Below are 23,003 nucleotides of genomic sequence, written 5' to 3'. Positions count from 1 at the left end.
TTTTTGTCGTGAGGCCATTTCGTAGATGTTTTTGGATTCGACAGTAGCCTTATTCACAGTTACAATGTAGGAATAGCATGTTTAGGAAAAGAAATGAAATGGAATGAGGAGGCTGCACCATGTCCCCAAAAATAGTCAATAATATCACCGAACTGATCGGAGATACGCCGGTTGTGCGTCTGAACCGTCTTACCGGTCCCGGGGATGCGGAAGTTTATGTCAAGCTGGAAATGTACAATCCCAGCGGAAGTGTCAAGGACCGGGCCGCATACAATCTGATTCTGCAGGCGGAGCAAGAAGGGCTGCTGAAGCCTGGCGGCACAATTATTGAGCCGACCAGCGGAAATACAGGCATTGGGCTCGCTATGAATGCAGCCGCGAAGGGCTATAAGGCCATTCTGATTATGCCGGACAACATGACCAAGGAACGTATTAATATTCTAAAAGCCTACGGTGCTGATGTTGTGCTGACTCCCGCTGCGGATCGTATGCCGGGTGCCATCGCCAAAGCGCTGGAGCTTGGCCGAAGTATAGAGAACAGCTTCATTCCACAGCAATTTGAGAATAAGGCTAATCCCGATATTCACCGGATCACAACAGCGCCGGAAATTCTGGAGCAGATGGAAGGGCGACTGGATGTGTTCGTAGCTACTTCAGGTACAGGCGGAACGATCACCGGTACTGGGGAAGTGCTGCGCCGGGAACTCCCGGATATACGTATTCTTGTGGTGGAACCACAGGGCTCTCCGGTATTGTCGGGCGGAACCCCGGGTCCGCATAAGCTAGTGGGCACCAGTCCTGGCTTTGTTCCTGCGATTCTCAACACTGAGGTGTACGATGAAATTGTGCAGGTGGCGGATGAAGATGCTCTGGATATCGTAAGATCACTGGCGGCACAAGAAGGTATTCTAATCGGACCGTCCGGCGGCGCGGCAGTATGGACTGCTCTGCGGGAGACCCGGCGGCTCGGCCCAGGCAAGCGGGTGCTGTGTATTGCTCCGGATACCGGTGAGCGTTACTTGAGCATGGGGATTTTCTAATCCACTAACGGCGGAGGTACAGGAATGAAAAAATATGCGGGGATGACCGTTACTGCTGTGCTGGCAGTGATGCTGGCTGGATGTTCGGTTGTGAATCATACAGGGAGCGCTCAGACCGGTGGGAACGCTGCTCCGCAAGCGTCTTCGAGTCCAGCCGCTACAGAGACAGCTTCGCCGGAGCCTGTGGCAGAGGCTTCTCTGACTGCGGAGAACGCCGAAGCGGCAGAGGTTCTGGACACTGGGAAGTTGTCCGAGAATTTCGGGTTTGCCGATGCGGAGGGGAAGCAGATTCTGGTTACCGCACAGGAAGAGGGACAGGACAAGGCGCTATCACTGCTGGATCAGGCTATCGGCAACAACGGACAAGTGCTGACCGTGAAGTTCGTGAAATGGCAGCCCGGCAGTGAGGAGGGGACTGGACGGGAGATGGCGCATAACTTTGCGCATTTGCCAGGATACATCTTCACAGTCGAAGAAGGAAGCGCCGTCCCCGATGCCACCTATTATTTGACCACGGAAGCGGATTTCAACGCTAAGTCTCTACTAGACGTTAAGCCAGCCAATGAAGATTTGGCGCACCCTCCGGTAGTGGGTGAAGACGTGCGGAAGGCGATTGCTGCGGTCAAGAAGCGGGAGATTCAGAGCATCGGGAAGATTGCCGATCTGTCCCCGGACCGCGAGCTATATGTTGTCCAGTTTGTGCGGCAGGATAAGGATATGCTGTTCAGTCTTGTGTTGAAAGAAGGAGAATCCCTTGCTTTTATGGACTATCCCGCGGTTGTTCAGGATGACGATTACTCCGTATGGCGGGTGGATGATGGTGGAGAGGTATCTCCCGGCATGTTCTCGGTACTGTTTGCCGCCCAAAAAGCGGACGGTGTCCTGCTCGGGATCAACTGGTGGGGCGCAGAGGGGGTTAATACTTTTTTTCTGAATCAGCATGAAGCGACGTTTAAGGAACTGGACATTCAATATGGGCGTTATACCTCTCCTTTATAGAAGTGCTCAGAACGTTACATAATCCGCTAAACCAAGTGCACTGGATCGAACAGAACTCGTCTATAAATAATAAGCTCCCCTAACAGCAGGCAGGTTTAAATAATAACCTGTAGCTGAGGGGAGCTTTTTTATGATCCTATGTTTGGAACTCTAGCATGTGTTAGCGGATATGTATGGTTAACAGGCTTTAGCTTTTCCAATATTTTTTCTTATCTTCTTCAGTGATGGCTCTAATCACTTTGCATGGATTCCCCGCAGCAATCACTCCGGATGGGATATCGCGGTTGATCACACTGCCTGCTCCGATAACGCTATTATCCCCAATGGTCACTCCTGGCAAAACAACGACATTACCACCAAACCACACATTGTTGCCAACGGTAATCGGGTAGGCGTATTCCAAGCCTTGGTTACGTTGTTCAACATCCAATGGATGACCAGCGGTGTAAAAGCCACAGTTTGGAGCAATAAATACATTATCTCCAAACGTTACTTTGGCACAATCTAAAATAACGCAATTATGATTAGCGTAGAAATTTTCACCAAGCTCGATATTATATCCGTAATCACACCAGAACGGCTGCTCAATGTGAAAGTTCTTGCTGGCTTTCCCGACCAATTGTTTAATTACTGCTTTACGTTCATTTATGCTAGAGGGACGTAATTGATTGTAATCGTGACAGAGATCCTTAGCATATGTTCTTTCTCTAATAAGTAAGGGATCATTGTTGTTATCATATAGCAATCCTTTGCGTGCTTTCTCTTTTTCGTTCATGTTTATTCCTCCCGCTTCCAAGATCAATCTATATGATGATACCTACAATTTCCCATACAAGCAAGTAAATAAGGCACTGCATTACCTACTCAAACTGCTTGTCTCTCAGATAATCTAAATACCGTACAGCACCCTGATACTACAATAGATTCGAGGTGATTCCAATGTTATGTAACTGAGGGGTAACGTCATAGAAGCTGGAGAAAGCCATTAATGGACTTTCTCCAGCTTCTATTGTGACCTTTTCTAGTCCTCTATTGCCGCTTTTTTCGTATTAATTGCGCGAATGATCTCAGGATCTAGTTTGGGTGTTCTGTCGTAAGTATATAAGCCGTTGACTTCCAGCTCCACATCATACAGCTGTGTGTAACAGAATCCAAACATGCTGGTGTTATCGAGCAATGTGGTGGTGAGGCCGTCGTAGCGAGCTATGAATTCATCAAGACTCTGCGGGCGCTCCCCATAGCCCCAGGAGTCCTGATCCAGCTGACCAGGATTCCACCAGATCCCGCCGTATTCGCTGACGAAATAAGGCTGTCCTTCATACTTTTGGCGCTCGGGGAATGAGTTGAACACTTTGCCACCCTCGGCCATAGGGGCATAACGGGCCCGGAATGATTCCGTATTCTGGTCATAGTCGTGCACATCAAATATATCAGTCACAACGTGGAAATTGCCGCTCGTATCGATTACCGGCCGGGTTGGATCGATCGCTTTCGTGGTTTCGTACACAATTCGAAGTACCTCGTTATCCTGACGTGCGCCGTTACGGGAATCCCATGTCTCATTGAATGGACACCAGCCGATCACACTCGGGTGGTTAAAGTCGCGCTCAATACCCTCAATCCATTCCGGCAAAAATTGCGATAGTCCTTGGGCGGTAGATATATTCAAACCCCAGTTAGCATGCTCGCCCCACACGAGATATCCTAGCTTATCGGCCCAATACAAGAATCGGGGCTCGAACATCTTCTCATGGAGTCGTGCACCATTAAAGCCAAGCCCCAGCGATATTTCAATATCACGCTTCAAATCATCATCGGTTGGAGCCGTATATATACCTTCCGGATAGAAGCCTTGGTCGAGAACAAGTCGCTGAAAGACTGATTTTCCGTTAATTCGGACAGCCATTCCATCAAGCTGGATGGTACGAAGACCGAAATAGGAGACGGCTGAATCGATTATCGTGTCACCGCTGACTATTTTTAAATTCAAATCATACAAATTGGGTGAACCTGCTTGCCAAAGATGAGTCTCGGATAAAGGAAGCGTCAACTTAGTAGAGGAGCCACCACAGTTCACAGATACAGCGCCAACTATTTTTTTCCCGAAGAAAGCCTCACAAGTAAATTGCAACCCGTTCACCGCGCCATTAAATTTGGCTTCCAAATGAATGCAAGCGTTCTCAGTGTCAGGCGTTATGCGGAAGGAAGAGATATAAGTATCGGGTACGGATTCGAGCCATACGGTCTGCCAAATTCCGGTTGTCCGCGTATATTCGCAACCATGGGAATGATAGGCGGTGGATTGTTTACCACAGGGCTGTAGACCGGACCTATTATCGTCCTGAGCATATACGGTGATGATATTATCACCTTGCTTCAAGGCATTTGTGATATCGAACGAGAATGACGAGTAACCCCCGCGGTGTGTTCCGACAAACTGCTCGTTAACCCAAACCTCGGTTTCGTAATCGACAGCCCCGAAATGAAGCAGCGTTTTACGGCCCAACCATGCTTCAGGTGTCGTGAAGCTCCGCTTGTACCAGACAGCATTCATAAAATCAGTGTGGCCTATACCGGATAGTTTGCTTTCAGGGCAGAAGGGTACAAGGATCGATTGCTTCAACTGGATATCATCCTTCTGTAAACCACGAGCCTTTCCGCTACACCCTTGATCCATCTCAAACTGCCATTCTCCATTTAAATTCATCCACTGTTCTCGAACAAACTGAGGTCTTGGATATTCCGGGCGTGGCAACTTATTTGCTGACATAATCATTCTCCTTTTAGTTAATTTAAAAGTTAATTGATTAACAAATAATGATGATTCTCCATCATAATAAAGTCGCTATTTCTATCTGTCAAGTCATTATTCTCTCTGCAATCTGAAGGTGAAGTAGTTGATTGGTTAACATTTAGGTTATATAATTGATAAAAGACTTAGAAGAAGAGAGGCATCATCATGCAATCGATCGAAGTGAACAGCAGTAACTTGGCATTTCTGGAATGTTTATCGTCGGGTACCCGGATTAGAATCATTGAGTTATTGAATGACAGACCGATGAATATTGGAGAATTGGCTGAGGCCATCGACGTTTCTTCCGCCATTATTACGAAGCATATTCAGAAGATGGAGCGTGCGGGGATTATCTCGTGCGAGACCAGTGTCGGTAAGCGGGGAATGCAGAAGTTGTGTTCACTTCAGATGGATTCCATTAACCTTCAATTCAGAGTCACTAAGCCGCAACCTAAGAAAAGCTACAACGTCTCAATGCCAGTTGGCCAATATGCAGCCTTTGAAGTGAATCCAACCTGCGGACTGGCCTCCGAGTTGAAAATGATCGGCATGGTCGACGATCCGCGCTATTTTGCCGATCCCGAACATGTTCAGGCGAAGCATCTCTGGTTTGGTAGCGGGTGGATCGAGTATCGTATCCCCAATTTCCTGCTGAGTAATCAACTGCTCAAACGTTTGGAGATATCACTTGAGATATGTTCAGAAGCGCCGGGCTTTAACGAACAGTGGCCTTCAGATATTAGTTTTTTCATCAATGGAATCGAAGTAGGAATGTGGACGTCACCGGGGGATTTTGGCAGCAAGCCTGGTATATTTACTCCCGACTGGTGGCATCATGGTACGCAGCATGGTCTACTTAAGACGCTGGTTGTAATGGAAGAGGGCACTTACATGGATGGTGTCCGGATATCTGATGTGACAACTTCAATGCTCGGCATCAACTTTAGCAAAGAGGTAACGCTGCGGATAGCTTCGCCGACAAGTGCAGAAAACTGCGGAGGAGTTACGTTATTTGGTAAAGGGTTTGGAAATTACGACCAGGATATAGAGGTCAATATGTATTATTGATTGTTTCAATGTCTATTCATTTATATTATGCTTAATTAAAACACTTTTGATAATAGCTATAAAAGAGGTGTGTAAAATTAGTCAGATCACGAACAATTCGATTCGCGTTAAAAAAATCAACCAGGAACTGATAAAGCAAGCTTTAAAAATGATGAAGCAAGGTACAAAGTCTATGATTGCAAGTGCTACAGGTTTAAGTGTTGCTACCTGCGGCAATATTTTAAATGAATTTCTTGAAACAGGTGAAGTGATTGAAACTGAAATGGAGCAGCCAAACGGGGGAAGACCAGCGAAGCGCTTCGTATATAATTCCAATTTTGCCTACATCGCTTGTATATATATTAACGCTGAAGGGGATCAACACTCATTAACTTATCGGGTAGCGAACTTATCGGGTGAGGAGATTGATGCTGGTCTTCATGCCGTGGAGCTGGCCGACGTTACTGTTATTGAGCATGTAATCGAATCGCTGATCACCAAGCATCCCGAGATTAAGGCCCTTGGTATTGGGATTCCAGGTCTTGTTCATCAAGGGGTCATTAACGTTTGTGACATTGCAGAGTTAATTGATGTACCTTTAGAATCACGTTTAAAAGAGAAATATGAGATCGAGGTTACCGTTGACAATGATATGAACCTGACGGTTTATGGCTTTTATAAAAAGCAGGATTATGAAGAGGACAAAACCATTGTAGTGGTGACCTTCCCGCGGAATAACTTTCCCGGATCAGGCATGATGATTGACGGATATATTCATCGCGGAACAACCCAGTTTGCGGGGGAGGTATCCTTTCTGCCCTTTGGGATCTCACGTCAAGAGCAGTTTGCCAGGCTGCACCAGCAAGATACATTTGAGTCTTTGGCAGCCACGACGATTATGTCGCTCATTGCAGTTATTAACCCCGAGACGATAGCACTAACTGGAGAACTGGCGAAAGAAGAGCATATTAAGGGAATCTATCAGCTCTGCTCGGGCGTCATTCCTGATGAGCATATGCCACAAATTATCGTGTTAGATCATCCGCATGACCACTACATGAATGGATTAATTGCTGTCACGCTGGAAAGCTTGAGCTATAATCTGCAGTTGGTTGAGAGACGGCGGTAGGGTTATTGGAGAGGATAGTTATTGGATTAAACGCCTGAGAAGGCGTTTTTTTGTTGTGTGTAAGCTTATTAGTAATACTTTATTTGAATTAAAACATAGGTTAAAGGATATTTCTCGTATTAATCTCCCTTTGTTACAATCAGGTTGTTATCTAAAGGAGGTTATACAATCGCAGTAATCCGCACTCTTGCAGATACGAGGCGAGCATTTCGCCCAATTTTGCTACTGCTGGTTATCACACCCTTCATCCGAAAACCTGTCCTTTACCTACACAGAATTTCAAACAGATGTACTTGCCATAATTCAGTTGTCAGATGAGTAGCTCTGCGTATCAAAAAAATCTAGATAAATTGTTAATTTCACCCTTATAGTCACTAAAATCGATTATAATTAAATTTATGTTCAATTCGAATACACACTTATGTATAAGAGGAGGCGAATGATATGACGATAATGTCTGTTATAGTAATGATCTTTGTATTTGTACCTACCATTGTGCTCATGGTAAGCATGCCTTATTTAACAAGAGAGACGATTAGTTTTGGGGTCACCGTCAGCGCTGTACAATTCCACAGTGAGCCTCTGCGCCAGATGCGGAAGTCATATGCTAGGATTAGTGCTACCTTACATACCATCCTATTCATTGTTTGTATCATCTGCCTAATATACGGTGATGAACATTCCAAGCAACAAAGTTGGATCATTGTCACTTATTCACTCGCCATGGTCGTAATCTCCCTAGTCATAAACATTAGCTATCATTTCAAAATGAAAAGTTTACTACCTATGCTGCCGATTGCTCAGGAACCATCAATCATGGCAGTGGACACTGGTTTTTGGAAAAGAAACATTGGCTTGTCTAATAATTGGTTCCTCATTCATGTTTTAATTATTGTTGTTAGTAGTGTAACTGTGCTACTCAACTACGATCAGATTCCTGATCAAATTCCGATCCATTACAACAGCAGTTGGAACGTTGACCGCTATGCAGATAAATCTTATAGTTTTGTGTTTATGACTACGATAATACAAGTGTTCATAACACTGTTGTTCATATTTGAGAATTGGAGTATTCGCAGAGTGAAGCAGCAGGTTCAACCCACTGATCCGAACCGTTCCATTAGACAAGACGTAACTTTCCGCCGTGCTTGGTCATGTTTTATGATTACAGCAAGCTTTTTATTAGTTATCCTGTTTTCCGTCGTGCAACTAAACATGATATCTCTGCTTAACATCAATTTCGCTATCCCCATTATCCTAATCATAATAGCCTTTATCATGCTGTACACCTTTGTCTTATCGTTCTGGGCTGGTCAGGGCGGAAGCCGCTTGGAGCGATCTGCCGATTACTCCAATGTCAGACCTGTCCATGATGATGATAAATGGCTGTTAGGTATGATTTATTTCAATCGTAAGGATCCAAACCTAATCGTCGAGAAAAGGCTCGGAGTCGGCTGGGGATTAAATTTCGGTCACCCAGTAAGCTGGCTGATTTTGCTCGGAATTATTATACTATTAGTTGTGGTAACAAGGCTTAGAGGTTAGTACTCACCGGAGTATTCTAGCTTTCAACAAATAAATATCTTTTCGCTTCCAAATTAGACGCCATCCACATTAAGATTCTGTATATAGCCTTTCATTTTCTTCTTAGCTCGTTGAATTCTTTTTGTAACAGCAGCAACAGTATCATTAAAAGCATCAGCAATCTCCCTGCTCGTATAACCACAAATCACATTCAATATTAAATACTGTCGCTCAACTATAGATAACTTATATAGCAATTCCTGCAATTCATCGTGGAATATATTAGCAGATAGACTGACAGTGATATTCATAATGTCGTACCCTGTATAAGTACTGCCCTCGGTGCTTATCGTTACTGCGATCTCCTTCAATGCGGAATCTAGCTTCTCTTGTGTGCCTTTCTTTTTTACATATTGACTGTGTACGCGGGAAACATGCTCGCACAGTTACCGTACTAGCTCGGGCAAAGAAATGGGGATAAGAACAGATGGGAAAAGAACGAGGTCAAAAGTCCGGACAGGATAAAGAAAAAGAACTGTGTCAATAAAATGGGTGCTTAACCACCTGAACCAGGGCGGCAAGCCTGTCAATGGACTTACGAAAATCGGTATTTCCGCTGAGTGATAGTCCGCAATGCTCAGAGTCCATTCCTACTGGCATTGTTCACATGTGCTAAAATAATAACGGCTGCCCACTGGCAGCCGTTTCTAGTATAGTTTCCGTTAGTCCGATTAAAAATGTATCATCATGATGGTTGTCTTCCCGGGAAAGGCATATGGGATGGATTATGAATAGTTCAAAATGATGGAAGCGATGGTTTCTACATCTTTTTGGGTCATTTCCAAATGCAAAGGTAAAGATATAATGGTATGACTCAATCTTCCTGCATTTGGACAAGTGTTGGCCGACGAAGCAAAGATATTGTATTCCGTATTGTCGCGGTAATGGACGCCCGGATAGATCCCCTCATGATTCAATTGTTCAAACAGTTCATCTCTGTGATTCACTTCAATAACATACAAGTGTCTTGAGGAAAGGCAGCCGTCTGCCACCGGAATGGGTTTCACCTTGTCCTTGGCTTGCGCAAAACAGGCATCGTACCAGTCGGAAACTTTTCTTCTGTAAGCATTGTCTTCATCCAGATATTTGAGTTGAACCAAACCTATTGCAGCCATAATCGAGTTCCCGTGATACTTGTACCCCACATCTCCGATTTCGTACATCCATTTATAGTTCCCCTGAGATCTGCTGTAAGTATCTTTATCGATTCCCATCCATGAAAGCTTTCTGCATAAGAGATCATGTTCAGGTTCACGCAAACAAATCATGCCGGAATCTGCGGTTGGCAGGTTCTTTACCGCTTGAAAGGAGTAGACTACGGCATCCGCTTCTTTTCCAGGAACGACTCCGTCAAGAAGAGTGCCCGCCATATGGGCTGCATCAAGAATTAAGCTCAACCCATATTTAGCACAAAGTTCTACAATCCTTTTATATTGGCCAGTGTTCCCGCCCAAACCTACAAACATAACTGCCCGGGTACGGGCTGTAATCTTCTTTTCCACATCATCGGGATCTAGGCATAAATACTGATCGACATCTGCAAAAACGACATTTAGATGTTCATACAATATGCTTTGGTTGGTCGCAATAAAGGTCAATGGTGTCGAAATGATTTCATCTCCGTCTTTCCAACCATAATTCTCTTTTAATACTTTGATAGCCAAGTGAAGTCCGGAGGTCGCTGAATTTACATAGTGAGCTTGCGGTAATCCGGTATACTTTTTCCATTGCTCTTCAAACTCGACCGTTTTGTGTCCCAATCCCGTCCAACCTTTTTCGAGGCACTCGCGTATCCCGTCCAAGCACTCTTCCACTCGGTATACGGGTTTAAATAGTTGAATTCTACCCATTAATGAAAGAGCCCCTTTCCAAACCCAATACTTTGTCGTTGATTTATCTTATGTTTTTCTTTAAATACATGGCACGGCGATTGTCCTCTTAGGATGAATTACTATGAGACAAGCGAATAGAAACCAATATTTTCTCGTGGGTATTTCTATGCAAATATTTTAGTGAGGTAGGAATAAAAGCAATTGGGGCAGATACACCAGGTGTAGATATTTGCATGTTAGATGGGGGAATTCTAAGTGCTCTTGGTCATGTGGAATATTTTTTGCCGAACAATATTTTACTTACACAGAATTTAAAACAGATGTACTTGCCATAATTCAGTTGTCAGAGGAGTAGCTCTGCGTATAAAAATATGGTTAAATTGTTAATTTAGCCCTTGTAGTCACTAAAATTGATTATAATTAAATTTATGTTCAAGTCGATTACCTATCCTAAGTTAATAGGATACATACGCAAAAAGGCATAGTGATGAATCGCCTATGCTCTAAGGGTTAAAGAGTTTTCGAATACACACTTATGTAAAAGAGGAGGCGAATGATATGACGATAATGCCTGTTATAGTAATGATCTTTGTATTTGTACCTACCATTGTACTCATGGTAAGCATGCCTTATTTAACAAGAGAGACTATTAGTTTTGGGGTCACTGTCAGCGCTGTACAATTCCACAGTGAGCCTCTGCGCCAGATGCGGAAGTCATATGCTAGGATTAGTGCTACCTTGCATACCATCCTATTCATTGTTTGTATCATCTGCCTAATATACGGTGATGAACATTCCAAGCAACAAAGTTGGATCATTGTCACTTATTCACTCGCCATGGTCGTAATCTCCCTAGTCATAAACATTAGCTATCATTTCAAAATGAAAAATTTACTACCTATGCTGCCTATTGCTCCGGAATCATCGATCATGGCAGTGGACACTGGATTTCGGAAAAGAAATATTGGCTTATCCAGTAATTGGTTCCTCATTCATGTTTTAATTATTGTTGTTAGTATTGTAACTGTGCTACGCAACTACGATCAGATTCCTGATCAGATTCCGATCCATTTCAACAGCAGTTGGATCGTAGACCGCTATGTAGCTAAATCTTATAGTTCTGTGTTTATGCCTACGATAATACAAGTGTTCATAACACTTTTGTTCATATTTGAGAATTGGAGTATTCGCAGAGTGAAGCAGCAGGTTCAACTCACTGATCCGAACCGTTCCATTAGACAAGACGTAACTTTCCGCCGTACTTGGTCATGTTTTATGATTACAGCAAGCTTCTTATTAGTTATCCTGTTTTCCGTCGTGCAACTAAACATGATATCTCTGCTTAACATCAATTTCGCTATCCCCATTATCTAAATCATAATAGCCTTTATCATGTTATACGCCTTCGCCTTATCCTTCTGGGCTGGTCAGGGCGGAAGCCGCTTGGAGCGATCTGCCGATCACTCCAATGTCAGACCTGTCCATGATGATGATAAATGGCTGTTAGGTATGATTTATTTCAATCGTAAGGATCCAAACCTAATCGTCGAGAAAAGGCTCGGAGTCGGCTAGGGATTAAATTTCGGTCACCCAGTAAGCTGGCTGATTTTGCTCGGAATTATTGTACTGTTAGTTGTGGTAACAAGGCTTAGAGGTTAGTACTCACCGGAGTATTCCTGTCTTTTTATCTATTGGGTATAGCTAGTTGTTGATTCACACGTACCTCTCATTGATGAGATGTTTGCGTGAATCAAATATTTAGAAGCTTCTGTTGGAGTAATTGGCGGAGGCTTTTTGTTTGGAAGTATAGGACTAGTGATCGTCATATTCTTCCATTTCATTGTATAATGGAACTAGAATACATAGGTGGATTTTCAGCCCCTGTTTGTTCGTTTATTTAATTGTATTCTGTAAATTCACGAAGTTCGTGAATATTACGTTATAAGAAATTGGGGGCAAGACATGTAAAAACAAAGCTGACGCTTAAAATCTGATAAATAATCATTTAGTATAACGGATAGAATCCGCTTTTGCTTTAAATCCATGTTAAAAATCTATATTGAAATCTAATTGTGAGCATTGAGGGAGAGAAAGAAAATGAAAAATTTAATGGATTTCATAAAACAATACAAGTGGATAATAGTTGCATTTGTATCAGGTCCAGTTTTTGTGAATGTACTAATGCTGATCCCAGCAGTACCAAGGATTACAGCAGGAAATACTGAGCTTTGGTTGAGCTTCTTTGGAAACTATTCAGGCGGTATAATCGGAGGAATTGTTGCTCTATTAGTGACAAAATATCAGATCGATCAGCAAAAGAAAACTGACCATAATAAACGACTTTTAGAGCAACTTCCGACACTTCATGCCATAAAAATCGAGTTAGATAAGATCAGGAGTGTCATGGAAAATTACTCATCTTCATTTAATCAATTCACAGAGCTTCAAGAAGATAGTGTTAAGGGGAAACATCTAGTGTCTGATTGGAATCAGCAGTTGTTTGGCAATGTAGACTTGATAGTTGATGAAACTCTATTGGTGGATCTACTCTATTTTAGAGAAGAATATTTGGAAATTTGGGGGAGCCTGAGAGCTGATTTGGTCGGACTAATTTCGGAGTTAGAAACTTCGAAAAAGCTAAATACTGCTAATAGGCTGTTTGATAAACGAATACTTCAGAAAGAAGCAGAGTTAGCTATACTTATTATACAAATAGAAGCTGGGAAGCAGAGTGCTTGGGAAGCTATTTCTAGTGGAATGATTGTTACAAGGATTGATGCTTTGCTTAAGAAGCTTAAACAGGAAATCAGAGCGGCGAGCAACAGTAATACTTGATGTTCGCTTCATTTGATTATGATTTTTTATGCGAATTCCACCGTATATATGAAAAGAAGACCGGATAAGAAAAGATTTGAAGGTAAACTCGAGGGAGGCCCCCAACATTTTATAACACTGTATTCACGCATCGGGCTGACGCCCTTGGTCGCAGATGTGGGTTCGAGAAGCGGTTGCTGCGACAACCCTCTGCGGGAGTTCGTGAATGCGAGGAACGTTATCTGAAAGAACGCTAAATTAGGAATGAGGTAAATTCTCACGATGCAATATATATATAAGATTTTAGGTATATTAGGGATTTTATATACTATTATATCAATAATTTATTCATTTAATTATTTTTTCAGGTCTCGAAGAGAAAGAAATGCTGGGACAATCAATAATGATTATGATCTCCCGAGAAGAATAGTGACATATCGAAGACAACGGGGGCTAATTCATAGTTTATTTTATTTTAATTATGATATAACAAACAAAAGATTTTTTATCTACGGATTATGTTTATCGCTTATGCCATGGTTTGAATATATAAATAATTTTGGAATCAAACTATTGATAATAATTATCTTAACTTATGGAATTAGTGAATTTATCGCCTATTTTCCAAGGCAAGTGGATAGATTTTCTAAGTACGGCCAGTACATAATGAATTTATCGATTTTACTTACACTAATAACTACACTCATTTCCCAATTCACAACTATTAATAAGAATATGAATATTATTACATTTGCAATTCTTCTAATAATGTTTTTTTCATTTACATTTGTTAAGAGTGTTCTTGTAAACTTTACATTTTTCCCGTTTTTATTTTCTAACATAATATTTTTTGTATTATTGAATATTTTTAGTTTTGGATTGATTTTTGGTTTCGTCTATTTTGATAATAATGAGTATTTTAACTTCTACGCTGAGGCTGAATATAATCAATTAAATCATAATTTTGATGATAAATATTTATATTATTTTATGTTTATAATAATACAGAAAGGGTTAGCACCATTTTATAGTCTTTCGGAACTTCCACTGGATGAAGCAGCATTTGATAGTAAGGGATATATTGTTGTTATGCCATTTTTTGAGTATATAGTTGGTATACTATTTTCGGTTTGCATTATTAGTTTTATTGTTTCAAGCTTAGTAACAAGAACGATTTCTCCTGGCGAGAGCTCCGAAGAGCGTTCTATCAGCTAACACCATATGCACGCAGCGGGCTGAAGCCCTTGGTCACTGGATAATCACTTGGCAAAGGAGCTTATGCAAGTGACAACCTTGCGAGCCTAAGTCTGACGACCCGTTCCCGTTGGTCACTTAAGGATTTCGGGTTTGTGGATACAAGAATGTTAAGCGAAAGGCGAAGTAGCACATAAATCAATTATGTAGGTGGGATCAGAGATGATAATAGTCAGTTGGAATTGCAATATGGCTTTTCGAAAAAAGATATCTTATATCTCTCAATTTAAACCTGACATATTAATTATTCAGGAATGTGAAGATCCTGAACTCTTAGAGGCAAATAGATTCCCGTACCAGGTAAAGGACGTGCTTTGGTTTAGTAGTAATAATTCAAAAGGTATCGGTATTTTTTCATTTTCTACATACAAGCTTAAATTGCATGAAAAATATTATGAGGCTTTCAGATATGTTATTCCAATATCAATAGAAGGATTGCACAATCTTACACTATTTGCAGTTTGGGCTATGGATGATAAAGTCAATCTTCAAAACGGATATATTAGACAGATTTGGAATGCTATAAATTATTATGAAAATGAAATAGGAGATAATACAATTATTGCGGGTGATTTTAACAGCAATGCAATTTGGGATGCTTATAGGAGAATCGGAAACCATTCAGATTTAGTGAGATTATTGAAAGAAAAGAACATAAGAAGTGCATATCATTATTTTTTTAATAAGAATCCAGGGCAAGAAAGTCATCCAACATTTTATATGCATCGTAATGAAGAAAAAACATATCATATCGATTACTTTTTTCTTTCAGGACAGTTAATGAACTTAACGACAAAAGTTATTATTGGCGAATATTCAGATTGGATTAGTGTTAGCGATCATATGCCACTTTTAATTGAATTAAATCTAGATTTATAAAAAAGAGGAAAATGAATTGGATCTTTTACATAAATTAACTCCCACAGCTAAAGGAGTGGGAGTTTTTAACTATTCTTCTAATGAAATTTTGTTGCTTTAATTACTTCATTTGTTATACTACTCCAATCGACTATACCTCAAATACAAATCCCCAATTCGCTTCAACATCTCTTCATTATCCGGTTGAAAATGAACTGCCCATTCCATATACTCAATGGCCTTGCTTAATTGCTCTGATTCCAAGCTGACATCAGACATGAACTGACTAACCGTAAAAAGTTTTTCTTCCCATTTATCACGTTCTCTCAATATCCAATCATCGGATAATATTCTAAATGAGTTCTTATTTAGTTGCTCAAATATTTGTGAGCAAAGGTGTTGCTTATGTATGGAATCCTGTTCAATCCAAGCCTCATTCAGTACTTTAAGCAATGTGGTTAAGTCACATTCAATATTCCCACTCAAGTAGATATATTCCTTATCCAACCTAAGAAAATGGTATTCATCATTCTTAATGAGCTTTCGGAGATGCATTAAGTACATCCGTAAATTATGTCGTGCTTTTCCTGCTGCGACCTCACCCCATAGATCATCACATAGTTGTTCTCTTGTTACTGAGGGGTTCATGACCAAATAGATGAGAATTTGCTTGGCGTAACGCTGATTCCAGCCTTCAACAATCTGCTCTCCATTGGCGAATACTTGAAAATGATTCAATAAATCGACTCTTAATATGTTCTCAGATGTAACTTGGTTTTGTTCATCCAGCCTTTCAAATAGTTCACTATGCAGTGCTTGAAGAAACACATCTTCACTTTTGGGTGATGCATTGCCATTCTGAAAAAAGTGATGGATCTGCTTGTAGGTTTCTTCGGGCTGGTCATAAAACGTCATATTCGATGAATTGAGAATCGTCATACATTGCGAATTCGGAATATAAGCGGTCTGTAAACCGGATAAATAGGTCGGATAAATGGAGTCAAGATCACCTGAAACGATGACTACAGGCTTGGTATCTCGTTTAAGCTCCACAAAAATTCCATCATGAATGTCTACAAAAGCTTCCCAAAGCTCAAAATAGGTTTCAAGTGAAACCTTATAGAACCCCTCATACAATTTTTGTATCTCAGGACTATTTATATGCTTAAACTGAGCCGCAGAAGTGGAAATAAGGTGTAAGGAAGTGTCAATTATGGATAAACAAATGCTGCTGATATTTGCAGATGCCATTGAGCGAAAAAGGTTACTACGAGTTACGTTTACAACCAGAAGTGGAGAGGAACGGAGTAGACGATGTGCGCCGCTGGATTTAGCACCCAGTGAACGAGCAAAGATCAAATTTTACAAATATCATATGTGGGACTTGGATAGCGAGCCAAAACCACATTTACTGAGTTTGAGTCCAGAACAAGTCATCCATTTTGAGATAACCGCCGAGTCATTTATCCCGGAGCAAATTGTAACCTGGACAAGGAAGAACCCTTGGACAATCGTTAGGGATTGGGGAAACCTATCATAAAGCATTCAGGACAACTTTATTTAAATCAAGCTTTATTAGCCTGTAGTGTAGAAATTCACTATGGGCTTTGTTTTGCCTTTTAAATGAAGATACATAGCAAAATAGTTACTATATTAAGCGGAAGAAATGGTGTACGTGGGTCAAGTATGTTGATAAGATCGACTCAAGAAAAATACCAATTTATAGGAGTTAAAGCGATGGCAAATAAGAATAGGGTTTCAAGTAGAAATAGCCGTGGAAATAATCAGATTAAACAGGAAGGTGAACAAACAATGTCAAAACAGCTTCAAAGTGAAAATGAGCAGACAAGTATTGAGACAGAAGAAATTCAAGTTCATGAAGAGACAGGGCAAGAGCAAGTCCAACAAGAAGAGCCAGTCTTAGCCCAGGAAAAATCAACTCCACCTGGGGTAGCTAATGAGGATTTAGAGGAAAAGTCGATTATTCAAGAAGAACAGAAGATCGACCCTGGACAAGGGGATGGCAAACATCAGCAAGAAGATACGTCACAGCAAGAAGCAATATTAAATGAAGCAAATACACAAGAGTTGCAGCCAGAATTAAACGATGGCAAAGAAGAGCCGCCACTTGCCATTGAAGATATTGTAAAGCCGGGAAAATTCGGAGTAACGAACAGCCAAATGATCCCTGCCATTAAGCAAGTGATTGCGGTTGGCTCAGTAGGAAAGCTGAGGATGCTTCGCTCCATGTATTTGTATTCCTTCGAGAACTCACTAAGGTATCTGAAAAAGTCGGAGCGAGAATTCATTCAAAATAACCTGAAATAGAACAAGCCGGAGCATGGATGGTCATGTGCTCCGGCTTGTTTTTATTTTGTTAAATTTTCTGACTGTCTTGCGTAGAATGATGCACTTTGGGGAGAGGTATGTCTATCTCGGCCTCGGCTTGAACAGTTTGGCTCAATATTTCGATCACATGCTCATGAAATTGCCGCAACGCTTTGCCGGATGGTTGATTAACTTCTTTGATTACATATTCACATTTCTTCATGAATTGTCACTCCAAAATTTTACAGTTGTCATATTCGATGATGTGTCATCAAAAATGCTCAACATTCTATTTGGATGGCGGCAAAAATTTAACACGTTTGGAGTAGAAACTATTATGGAAAGCAAAACAATTAAACACGTAGCTGTCTATTTAAGAAAATCACGGGACGATGGTGAGTTTGAAGACGTTCTCTCCAAGCATAGGGATACCCTTCTGACCTTGGTCGAGAATCGAAATTGGACCTATAGGCTATATGAAGAAGTGGCCTCTGGTGAAAAGATAGAGTCACGTAAGGAAATGCAGAAGTTACTTCGGCATGTTGAAGACAAGCTCTATGATGGGGTAGTGGTCATGGATATTGACCGTTTAGGGCGTGGAGAAAACAAGGATTAGCACTCATAAAAGATACGTTTTTGAACTCCGAGACGGTAATCATTACACCGAATAAGATATACGATCTGGAAATAGACAATGACGATGTATCCTTTGACTTCATGTCCATTTTTGCCAGAATAGAGTACAAAACGATTAAACGAAGAATGAAGCAAGGCAAAGAGGCCGGGGCGAAGAAAGGCATGTGGACAAATGGAAAGCCACCGTTTCCATACTATTATGATAAGAACACAAGGTCGGTACTGGTGGATGAGACGAAGCGTCCGATTTACCGAGCGATTGTAGAGAAATATCTTAATGGAACAAACCTTGGTCATATTGCCATTTGGTTGACGGATAACAAGATACCCACGCCATACAACATTAAGCCCGATGGAAAGAACAAGGGATGGTCAAATATTACGGTTCAAAGATTGCTGGCAAGCGAGATCCATTTGGGTTATATCACTTATGGCAAAACCCGTTCCAAGCGTGGTCAGGTGGAACTTGTACCTGAAGAAGAGCGGATTAAAGTCATGGGAACACATGAAAAGCTGAAAACGCCTGAAGAACATGAAGTTATTATGGAGCGGCTGCTTAAGAATCGCATGCTGAACCCCAATTCAAGGCGTAACATTTTTCCTTTGTCAGGGTTGCTGTATTGTGAGAAATGCGGTTCACGGATGAGATTTAGAGTAGGTGAGAATAAGAAGCAAGGACAGCACTGGAGTGCATTGTGCTATCACCAGTATAAAGATGGTAGCAAATGCGAACAGCGCGGTAAGGTAATGGATGCTGATTTTTTTAATGCTCTGTATGATCGGATTATACATGTAGACCCGAATATTCTGCGGGAGATTGAGTTACATGGTGGTCGTTATAATGATACGCAGACGATCATTGAGGTGAAGGAACAGGAATTGAAGAAACAGAAGCGAGCGTTGGACAAGCTGCATGAATCTTATGAAGAGGACATGATAACGAAGCAGGTATTTTTGGAGCGTAAAGCTGTTCGGTCACGGCAGATACAGAAGCTGGGAGAAGAGTTAAAGGATTTGCGGAAGGTTGTAGTAGATGAAGGGGATTATCCGACTGTTGATCAGATATATGAACGGATAGGTGAGTTTAGAGGGTTGTGGAGTAAAGCAGTGACTAGTGAAGAGAAGAATCGGGCGTTGAAAAAGCTTGTGGAGCGGATTGTGTATGATCGGGAAGGGAATCGGGTGGAGTTGACGGTTTGTTATAGGTAAACCTATTAAGATTTACTCTTTATGAAGTCGTGCTTTAAATGGCACGGCTTGATAGGTGTTTAAATAGACTTAATAGAAAGTAGGTTAAACAGAGATTACACTAAAATGTTTTGATTTGAAGGAATAAATCGGAAATTTGTCGAATTTCCAATATTGTATATCATAAGCGTATTAAAAGGATTGGAGATAATTTAGTATGATAATTCTTCAATTCGAAAGATAAGTAAAAGTGCTGAAGTTTTCTGTTTTGCAGTTTGCCAATAACTTGCTAGAGAGCGGTTGAATCATAATCATATAGGACTGGGAGGATGAGGGTGGTATATGGGAAATAAATACATGAATGAAGAGCAAGTTAAAAATACTGTTATAGTCCCGTTTTTCTCCAAAATAGGTTTATTAACAGACAATGTAGAGTTTGAGACACATTTGACAATAAATATTCCACGACAAGGTGGGGTGAAGATAGGGGAAGAAATAGCTAAAAATGTTTACTCAGATATACTTTATAAAGCTTTAGTGAACGGTAGGTTGACAAATGTTATTTTAGTTGAAGTTAAGAGGGAGAATCACACGCTTAATGACAGAGATAAAGAACAAGCCATAAATTATGCTCGGTTACTTGATGAAATTGCTCCTTATTGTGTAGTAACTAACGGAAAAATGACAAAGATTTTTGATACCATAACAAAAGATGAATTAACTAATTCTGATTTGAGCAAGAGTAACTTCGTCACTGCAGGTTATAACCTAACAATGCCAGAAGATATCCGTGAAGTGGCTCTTAGAACTTTTATTGGTTTAGATCGAACGAATCTTCTTCGCTTTTGTCAGCTACAGAGCGAACGTAATTTTCAGGATATAAAATCAGAAAAGCTTTCAAGTAAAAGTATTATAGATGAACTTCATTGTAACAGAGCCAAATACATAGATGAGTTTAAGAACTTTTTAAAGTCGGGAAGCAAGATTTATGCAATAATTGGTAATTCGGGATATGGAAAAACTAATTATTTATACTCATTATGGCAACTATATCGAGATCGGTTTCCAATTTTGTTTTATAACGCAGGCTTATTAAATCAGAGAGTGATAACTTCAATCCAAGAGGATTTTCACTTTTTACTAGACAAGGAATACAGTTTAGCAGAATTAATCAGAAGATTTGACGATATTACTAAGAATAATGGGGATCAACGCTTTTTTATTGTAATTGATGGTTTAGATGAGCACCCCAACACGATGGAACTGCGGAATGAATTGAACGATCTAATAAAAAAAGTTCAAGATACAAATATTCATTTGATTATATCCTGTAAAACAACTGATGAATCTAATGATATTTGGAGCAGCTTGACTCATTTTAAGGGTTCGCTAAATTCTTTTGGAGAAAATATTTATACGTCAAGGAACTTGTCTTATCTAAACAGGAAAGGTGTTTATGTTGATAAGCTGGACGAAAAGGAATTGACCTTTTTATGGGAACGGTATAAAAAAACATTTAGAATTAAGGGGAGTTTGAAAAGCGAGAGTAGAGAGTTGGCAAAGCAACCCTTTCTAATGAGAATGCTTGCTGAGGTGTATCAAGATCAAGAAATTGCGAGCGAAATTACTGAAATAGAGCTGTACAAAAAATGGCTGCACCAAAAGCTCGGTCAGACCTCATCGCCAGATATGACTAGGCTTGTCCTAATAAAGATTGTAAATCAGATGGTAGAAGAAAAGAGGGAAAACTTAGAGTTCGATTTACTATTGAATTTGTTGTCAATAGTTGATAATGGATTTTCACATTTTCAGGAATTACTTAGAATAGGGGTAATACTCGTTACTAAAGATTCTAACGAAATCCAATATATCTCTATAAGTAACAATGCTTTAATGAAATATATTTATTGTTATGAGATATCAAAGTGGCATACAAAATTAATTATTGATTTAATTCAACCGTTTAATTCTTATATATGCGATGAATATCTTCGTCAATATCCGATTTTCTTAATTACTTTTAAACAAAGTCAGTTTAAGAATGAGCGTGAGATTTGGAGTGAAACGTATTCAAAGAGCGATCAACCTCTATGTATTAGTTGCAACACTAAAATAGTGACAGAAGATAAGGTTACTATTGTATTAAGGGTTGATAAAAATGATTTATCTAATGAAAATTTAGGTAATTTTCATATTATTCATGAAAAGTGTGCGTGGAATGGTCCAAGTATGTTTGATGTAAGACCAGAGATAAATCATGCAATACTGAATTGTGAGGACTTCTTAGGTGTATACAAAATTATTAGATTATTAAAGTCTATGACTGACAGCCAAAAGGCAGATGCAGCTCGACGCGCTAAGAAAGAAGAATTGCAAAGAGAACCGCACTTCAAATTTTTACCTTTGATTACATCAAAAGGTGAACCGTTTTGGGCGATAATGGAGTTTATGGACGAAGTTAATTCCGGGAATATGAGAACTCAAAAAATAAATGGAGAGGATCATTTATTATTTTTCGATACTAAGGCGAAAGCTGAATTTTATCTTGCTCTAAATCCAATTAATGAAGACTCTGAGATAAAAGAGCGTGTAATAGGCGTTGAAAGAAAGTATGTTAAGGGGTTGGAAGGCATTTACAGAGAAACGTCTGTTAATATGCCATCAATTGTAGTCCTAGTTGATTTTGAGATGGGTGGGAAAGCAATGGCTATTCCACTGGAATTTACAGAAGTAATTAATGTGGTGAATAGCGGGTTGTCATTTCTGGATTATATGAAAAGAAAACATCGGAAATGAGTAGTGAAGAAACGATTTTTTGGTAACCTAATGTAATTTGATCAATCTTTTAGTAGAAGCGGAACCGAGTTTAATTTTAGGTAGAAGTAATTTTTATTTTGTCACATAAGAATCAACTTTTCATGAAATTTTGTTGTCATTAGCCTGATACATGAGTGTATTGATAGATTTAGAGAGAAATGGAGCGTCGCGGTGACGAGTGAAGAGAAGAATAGGGCGTTGAAGAAGCTAGTGGAGCGGATTGTGTATGATCGGCAAGGGAATCGGGTGGAGTTGACGGTTTGTTATAGGTGAGGCGAGTAGTTTTGGAAGTCCTTTCCCCAGTCTTTACACATGTGGAGGTCGTATTAGGAATGCAACGAATAGATACGTAGAATTCCTTTGTTTTCAACAATTTGTGGGTTTTATGAACTTCACGAAGGATGGCGCAGATTTCAAAAATAAGGTGCTGAAGGACAAAATCGAGGTTTCGGTTTTGCTGGACCTTGGGTTTGACGTCGAGAGTGTAGACATGTCGGAGGACAGTGAATGAAAGTCAATAATTATGAGATAGAACTTCCAAGAGAGCGTCCTTTGTAGGGCGCTTTTTTGTTTCAAATAAAGACAAAATCCACACATTTATTCCAATATTTTCACGACTGTATGATACTATAGACATGTAGTAGCTTTTTACTAAGAGCAACATTATTTCATGTCTATGGGGG

The 23,003-nt window shown here is 40.3% G+C and carries 19 protein-coding genes; 14 read left to right on the top strand and 5 right to left on the bottom strand.

The window, feature by feature from the left end; translation table 11 throughout:
- The first annotated feature begins 119 nt into the window (after nt 1-119).
- Together cysK and ACFVU8_RS08890 are read left to right on the top strand one after the other, a co-directional pair.
- Nucleotides 120-1,040: a cysteine synthase A gene (gene cysK / locus ACFVU8_RS08895; protein WP_387426854.1), complete on the top strand. Its 921-nt coding sequence runs from the start codon at nt 120-122 to the stop codon at nt 1,038-1,040.
- 24 nt (nt 1,041-1,064) lie between these two features.
- The gene (locus ACFVU8_RS08890) at nt 1,065-2,039 is read left to right on the top strand and encodes a hypothetical protein (RefSeq protein WP_387426853.1); all 975 of its coding nucleotides are present in this window, start codon (nt 1,065-1,067) and stop codon (nt 2,037-2,039) included.
- A 187-nt stretch (nt 2,040-2,226) separates the two neighbouring features.
- Here ACFVU8_RS08890 and ACFVU8_RS08885 read toward each other — a convergent pair whose 3' ends face one another.
- Both ACFVU8_RS08885 and ACFVU8_RS08880 read right to left on the bottom strand, forming a co-directional pair.
- Nucleotides 2,227-2,814, bottom strand: a complete 588-nt coding sequence (locus tag ACFVU8_RS08885; protein WP_387426851.1) for a sugar O-acetyltransferase — start codon at nt 2,812-2,814, stop codon at nt 2,227-2,229.
- A gap of 246 nt (nt 2,815-3,060) precedes the next feature.
- A complete protein-coding gene (locus ACFVU8_RS08880; protein ID WP_387426849.1) occupies nt 3,061-4,809 on the bottom strand; it encodes a glycoside hydrolase family 2 protein in 1,749 nt (582 codons plus the stop codon).
- A gap of 189 nt (nt 4,810-4,998) precedes the next feature.
- On the opposite strand from ACFVU8_RS08880, the gene ACFVU8_RS08875 reads away from it, so the two are divergent.
- The 3 genes from ACFVU8_RS08875 (at nt 4,999) to ACFVU8_RS08865 (ending at nt 8,554) form a co-directional block, all read left to right on the top strand.
- Nucleotides 4,999-5,901 carry an ArsR/SmtB family transcription factor gene (locus tag ACFVU8_RS08875; RefSeq protein WP_387426847.1) on the top strand — a complete coding sequence of 301 codons (903 nt, stop codon included), beginning with the start codon at nt 4,999-5,001 and terminating at the stop codon, nt 5,899-5,901.
- Between the two features lie 148 nt (nt 5,902-6,049).
- A complete protein-coding gene (locus tag ACFVU8_RS08870; RefSeq protein ID WP_246317488.1) occupies nt 6,050-7,009 on the top strand; it encodes an ROK family protein in 960 nt (319 codons plus the stop codon).
- A gap of 444 nt (nt 7,010-7,453) precedes the next feature.
- Nucleotides 7,454-8,554: a DUF1648 domain-containing protein gene (locus tag ACFVU8_RS08865; RefSeq protein WP_387426846.1), complete on the top strand. Its 1,101-nt coding sequence runs from the start codon at nt 7,454-7,456 to the stop codon at nt 8,552-8,554.
- Between the two features lie 53 nt (nt 8,555-8,607).
- Here ACFVU8_RS08865 and ACFVU8_RS08860 read toward each other — a convergent pair whose 3' ends face one another.
- Together ACFVU8_RS08860 and ACFVU8_RS08855 are read right to left on the bottom strand one after the other, a co-directional pair.
- Nucleotides 8,608-8,844: a sigma factor-like helix-turn-helix DNA-binding protein gene (locus ACFVU8_RS08860; protein ID WP_387426845.1), complete on the bottom strand. Its 237-nt coding sequence runs from the start codon at nt 8,842-8,844 to the stop codon at nt 8,608-8,610.
- Between the two features lie 474 nt (nt 8,845-9,318).
- Nucleotides 9,319-10,443: a DegT/DnrJ/EryC1/StrS family aminotransferase gene (locus ACFVU8_RS08855; protein WP_387426844.1), complete on the bottom strand. Its 1,125-nt coding sequence runs from the start codon at nt 10,441-10,443 to the stop codon at nt 9,319-9,321.
- 540 nt (nt 10,444-10,983) lie between these two features.
- Between ACFVU8_RS08855 and ACFVU8_RS08850 the strand changes: the two genes are divergently transcribed.
- From ACFVU8_RS08850 to ACFVU8_RS08835, 4 genes are all read left to right on the top strand, one after another.
- A complete protein-coding gene (locus ACFVU8_RS08850; RefSeq protein ID WP_387426842.1) occupies nt 10,984-11,799 on the top strand; it encodes a DUF1648 domain-containing protein in 816 nt (271 codons plus the stop codon).
- Nucleotides 11,800-12,522: 723 nt separating this feature from the next.
- Nucleotides 12,523-13,260, top strand: coding sequence for a hypothetical protein (locus ACFVU8_RS08845; protein WP_387426841.1), 738 nt, complete (start codon nt 12,523-12,525; stop codon nt 13,258-13,260).
- A gap of 552 nt (nt 13,261-13,812) precedes the next feature.
- Nucleotides 13,813-14,454 (top strand): hypothetical protein, encoded by a 642-nt coding sequence (locus ACFVU8_RS08840; RefSeq protein WP_387426840.1) that lies wholly within the window; start codon nt 13,813-13,815, stop codon nt 14,452-14,454.
- Nucleotides 14,455-14,655: 201 nt separating this feature from the next.
- A complete protein-coding gene (locus ACFVU8_RS08835; protein ID WP_387426839.1) occupies nt 14,656-15,372 on the top strand; it encodes an endonuclease/exonuclease/phosphatase family protein in 717 nt (238 codons plus the stop codon).
- Between the two features lie 117 nt (nt 15,373-15,489).
- Here the strand turns inward: ACFVU8_RS08835 and ACFVU8_RS08830 are convergent, their stop codons facing one another.
- Nucleotides 15,490-16,710 (bottom strand): AfsR/SARP family transcriptional regulator, encoded by a 1,221-nt coding sequence (locus tag ACFVU8_RS08830; protein ID WP_387426838.1) that lies wholly within the window; start codon nt 16,708-16,710, stop codon nt 15,490-15,492.
- A gap of 378 nt (nt 16,711-17,088) precedes the next feature.
- Here ACFVU8_RS08830 and ACFVU8_RS08825 point away from each other — a divergent pair, with 378 nt between their 5' ends.
- The 5 genes from ACFVU8_RS08825 (at nt 17,089) to ACFVU8_RS08805 (ending at nt 22,831) form a co-directional block, all read left to right on the top strand.
- Nucleotides 17,089-17,679, top strand: a complete 591-nt coding sequence (locus ACFVU8_RS08825) for a hypothetical protein (protein ID WP_387426837.1) — start codon at nt 17,089-17,091, stop codon at nt 17,677-17,679.
- A 13-nt stretch (nt 17,680-17,692) separates the two neighbouring features.
- Complete coding sequence (locus ACFVU8_RS08820) at nt 17,693-18,295, top strand: recombinase family protein (RefSeq protein WP_387426836.1); 603 nt, start codon at nt 17,693-17,695, stop codon at nt 18,293-18,295.
- Between the two features lie 20 nt (nt 18,296-18,315).
- Nucleotides 18,316-19,524, top strand: a complete 1,209-nt coding sequence (locus ACFVU8_RS08815) for a recombinase family protein (protein ID WP_387426834.1) — start codon at nt 18,316-18,318, stop codon at nt 19,522-19,524.
- A gap of 336 nt (nt 19,525-19,860) precedes the next feature.
- A complete protein-coding gene (locus tag ACFVU8_RS08810; RefSeq protein ID WP_387426832.1) occupies nt 19,861-22,299 on the top strand; it encodes a type I restriction enzyme HsdR N-terminal domain-containing protein in 2,439 nt (812 codons plus the stop codon).
- Nucleotides 22,300-22,705: 406 nt separating this feature from the next.
- On the top strand, nt 22,706-22,831 hold the full coding sequence (locus ACFVU8_RS08805; protein WP_387426831.1) for a hypothetical protein: 126 nt from the start codon (nt 22,706-22,708) through the stop codon (nt 22,829-22,831).
- The last annotated feature ends 172 nt before the right edge of the window (nt 22,832-23,003 follow it).

It is taken from the genome of Paenibacillus sp. NPDC058177, from assembly GCF_042883835.1.
Taxonomy (GTDB): Bacteria; Bacillota; Bacilli; order Paenibacillales; family Paenibacillaceae; genus Paenibacillus_AQ; species Paenibacillus_AQ agri.
The sequence above is the reverse complement of the archived record's forward strand: the minus strand, read 5'-3'. Positions and strand labels throughout refer to the sequence as shown.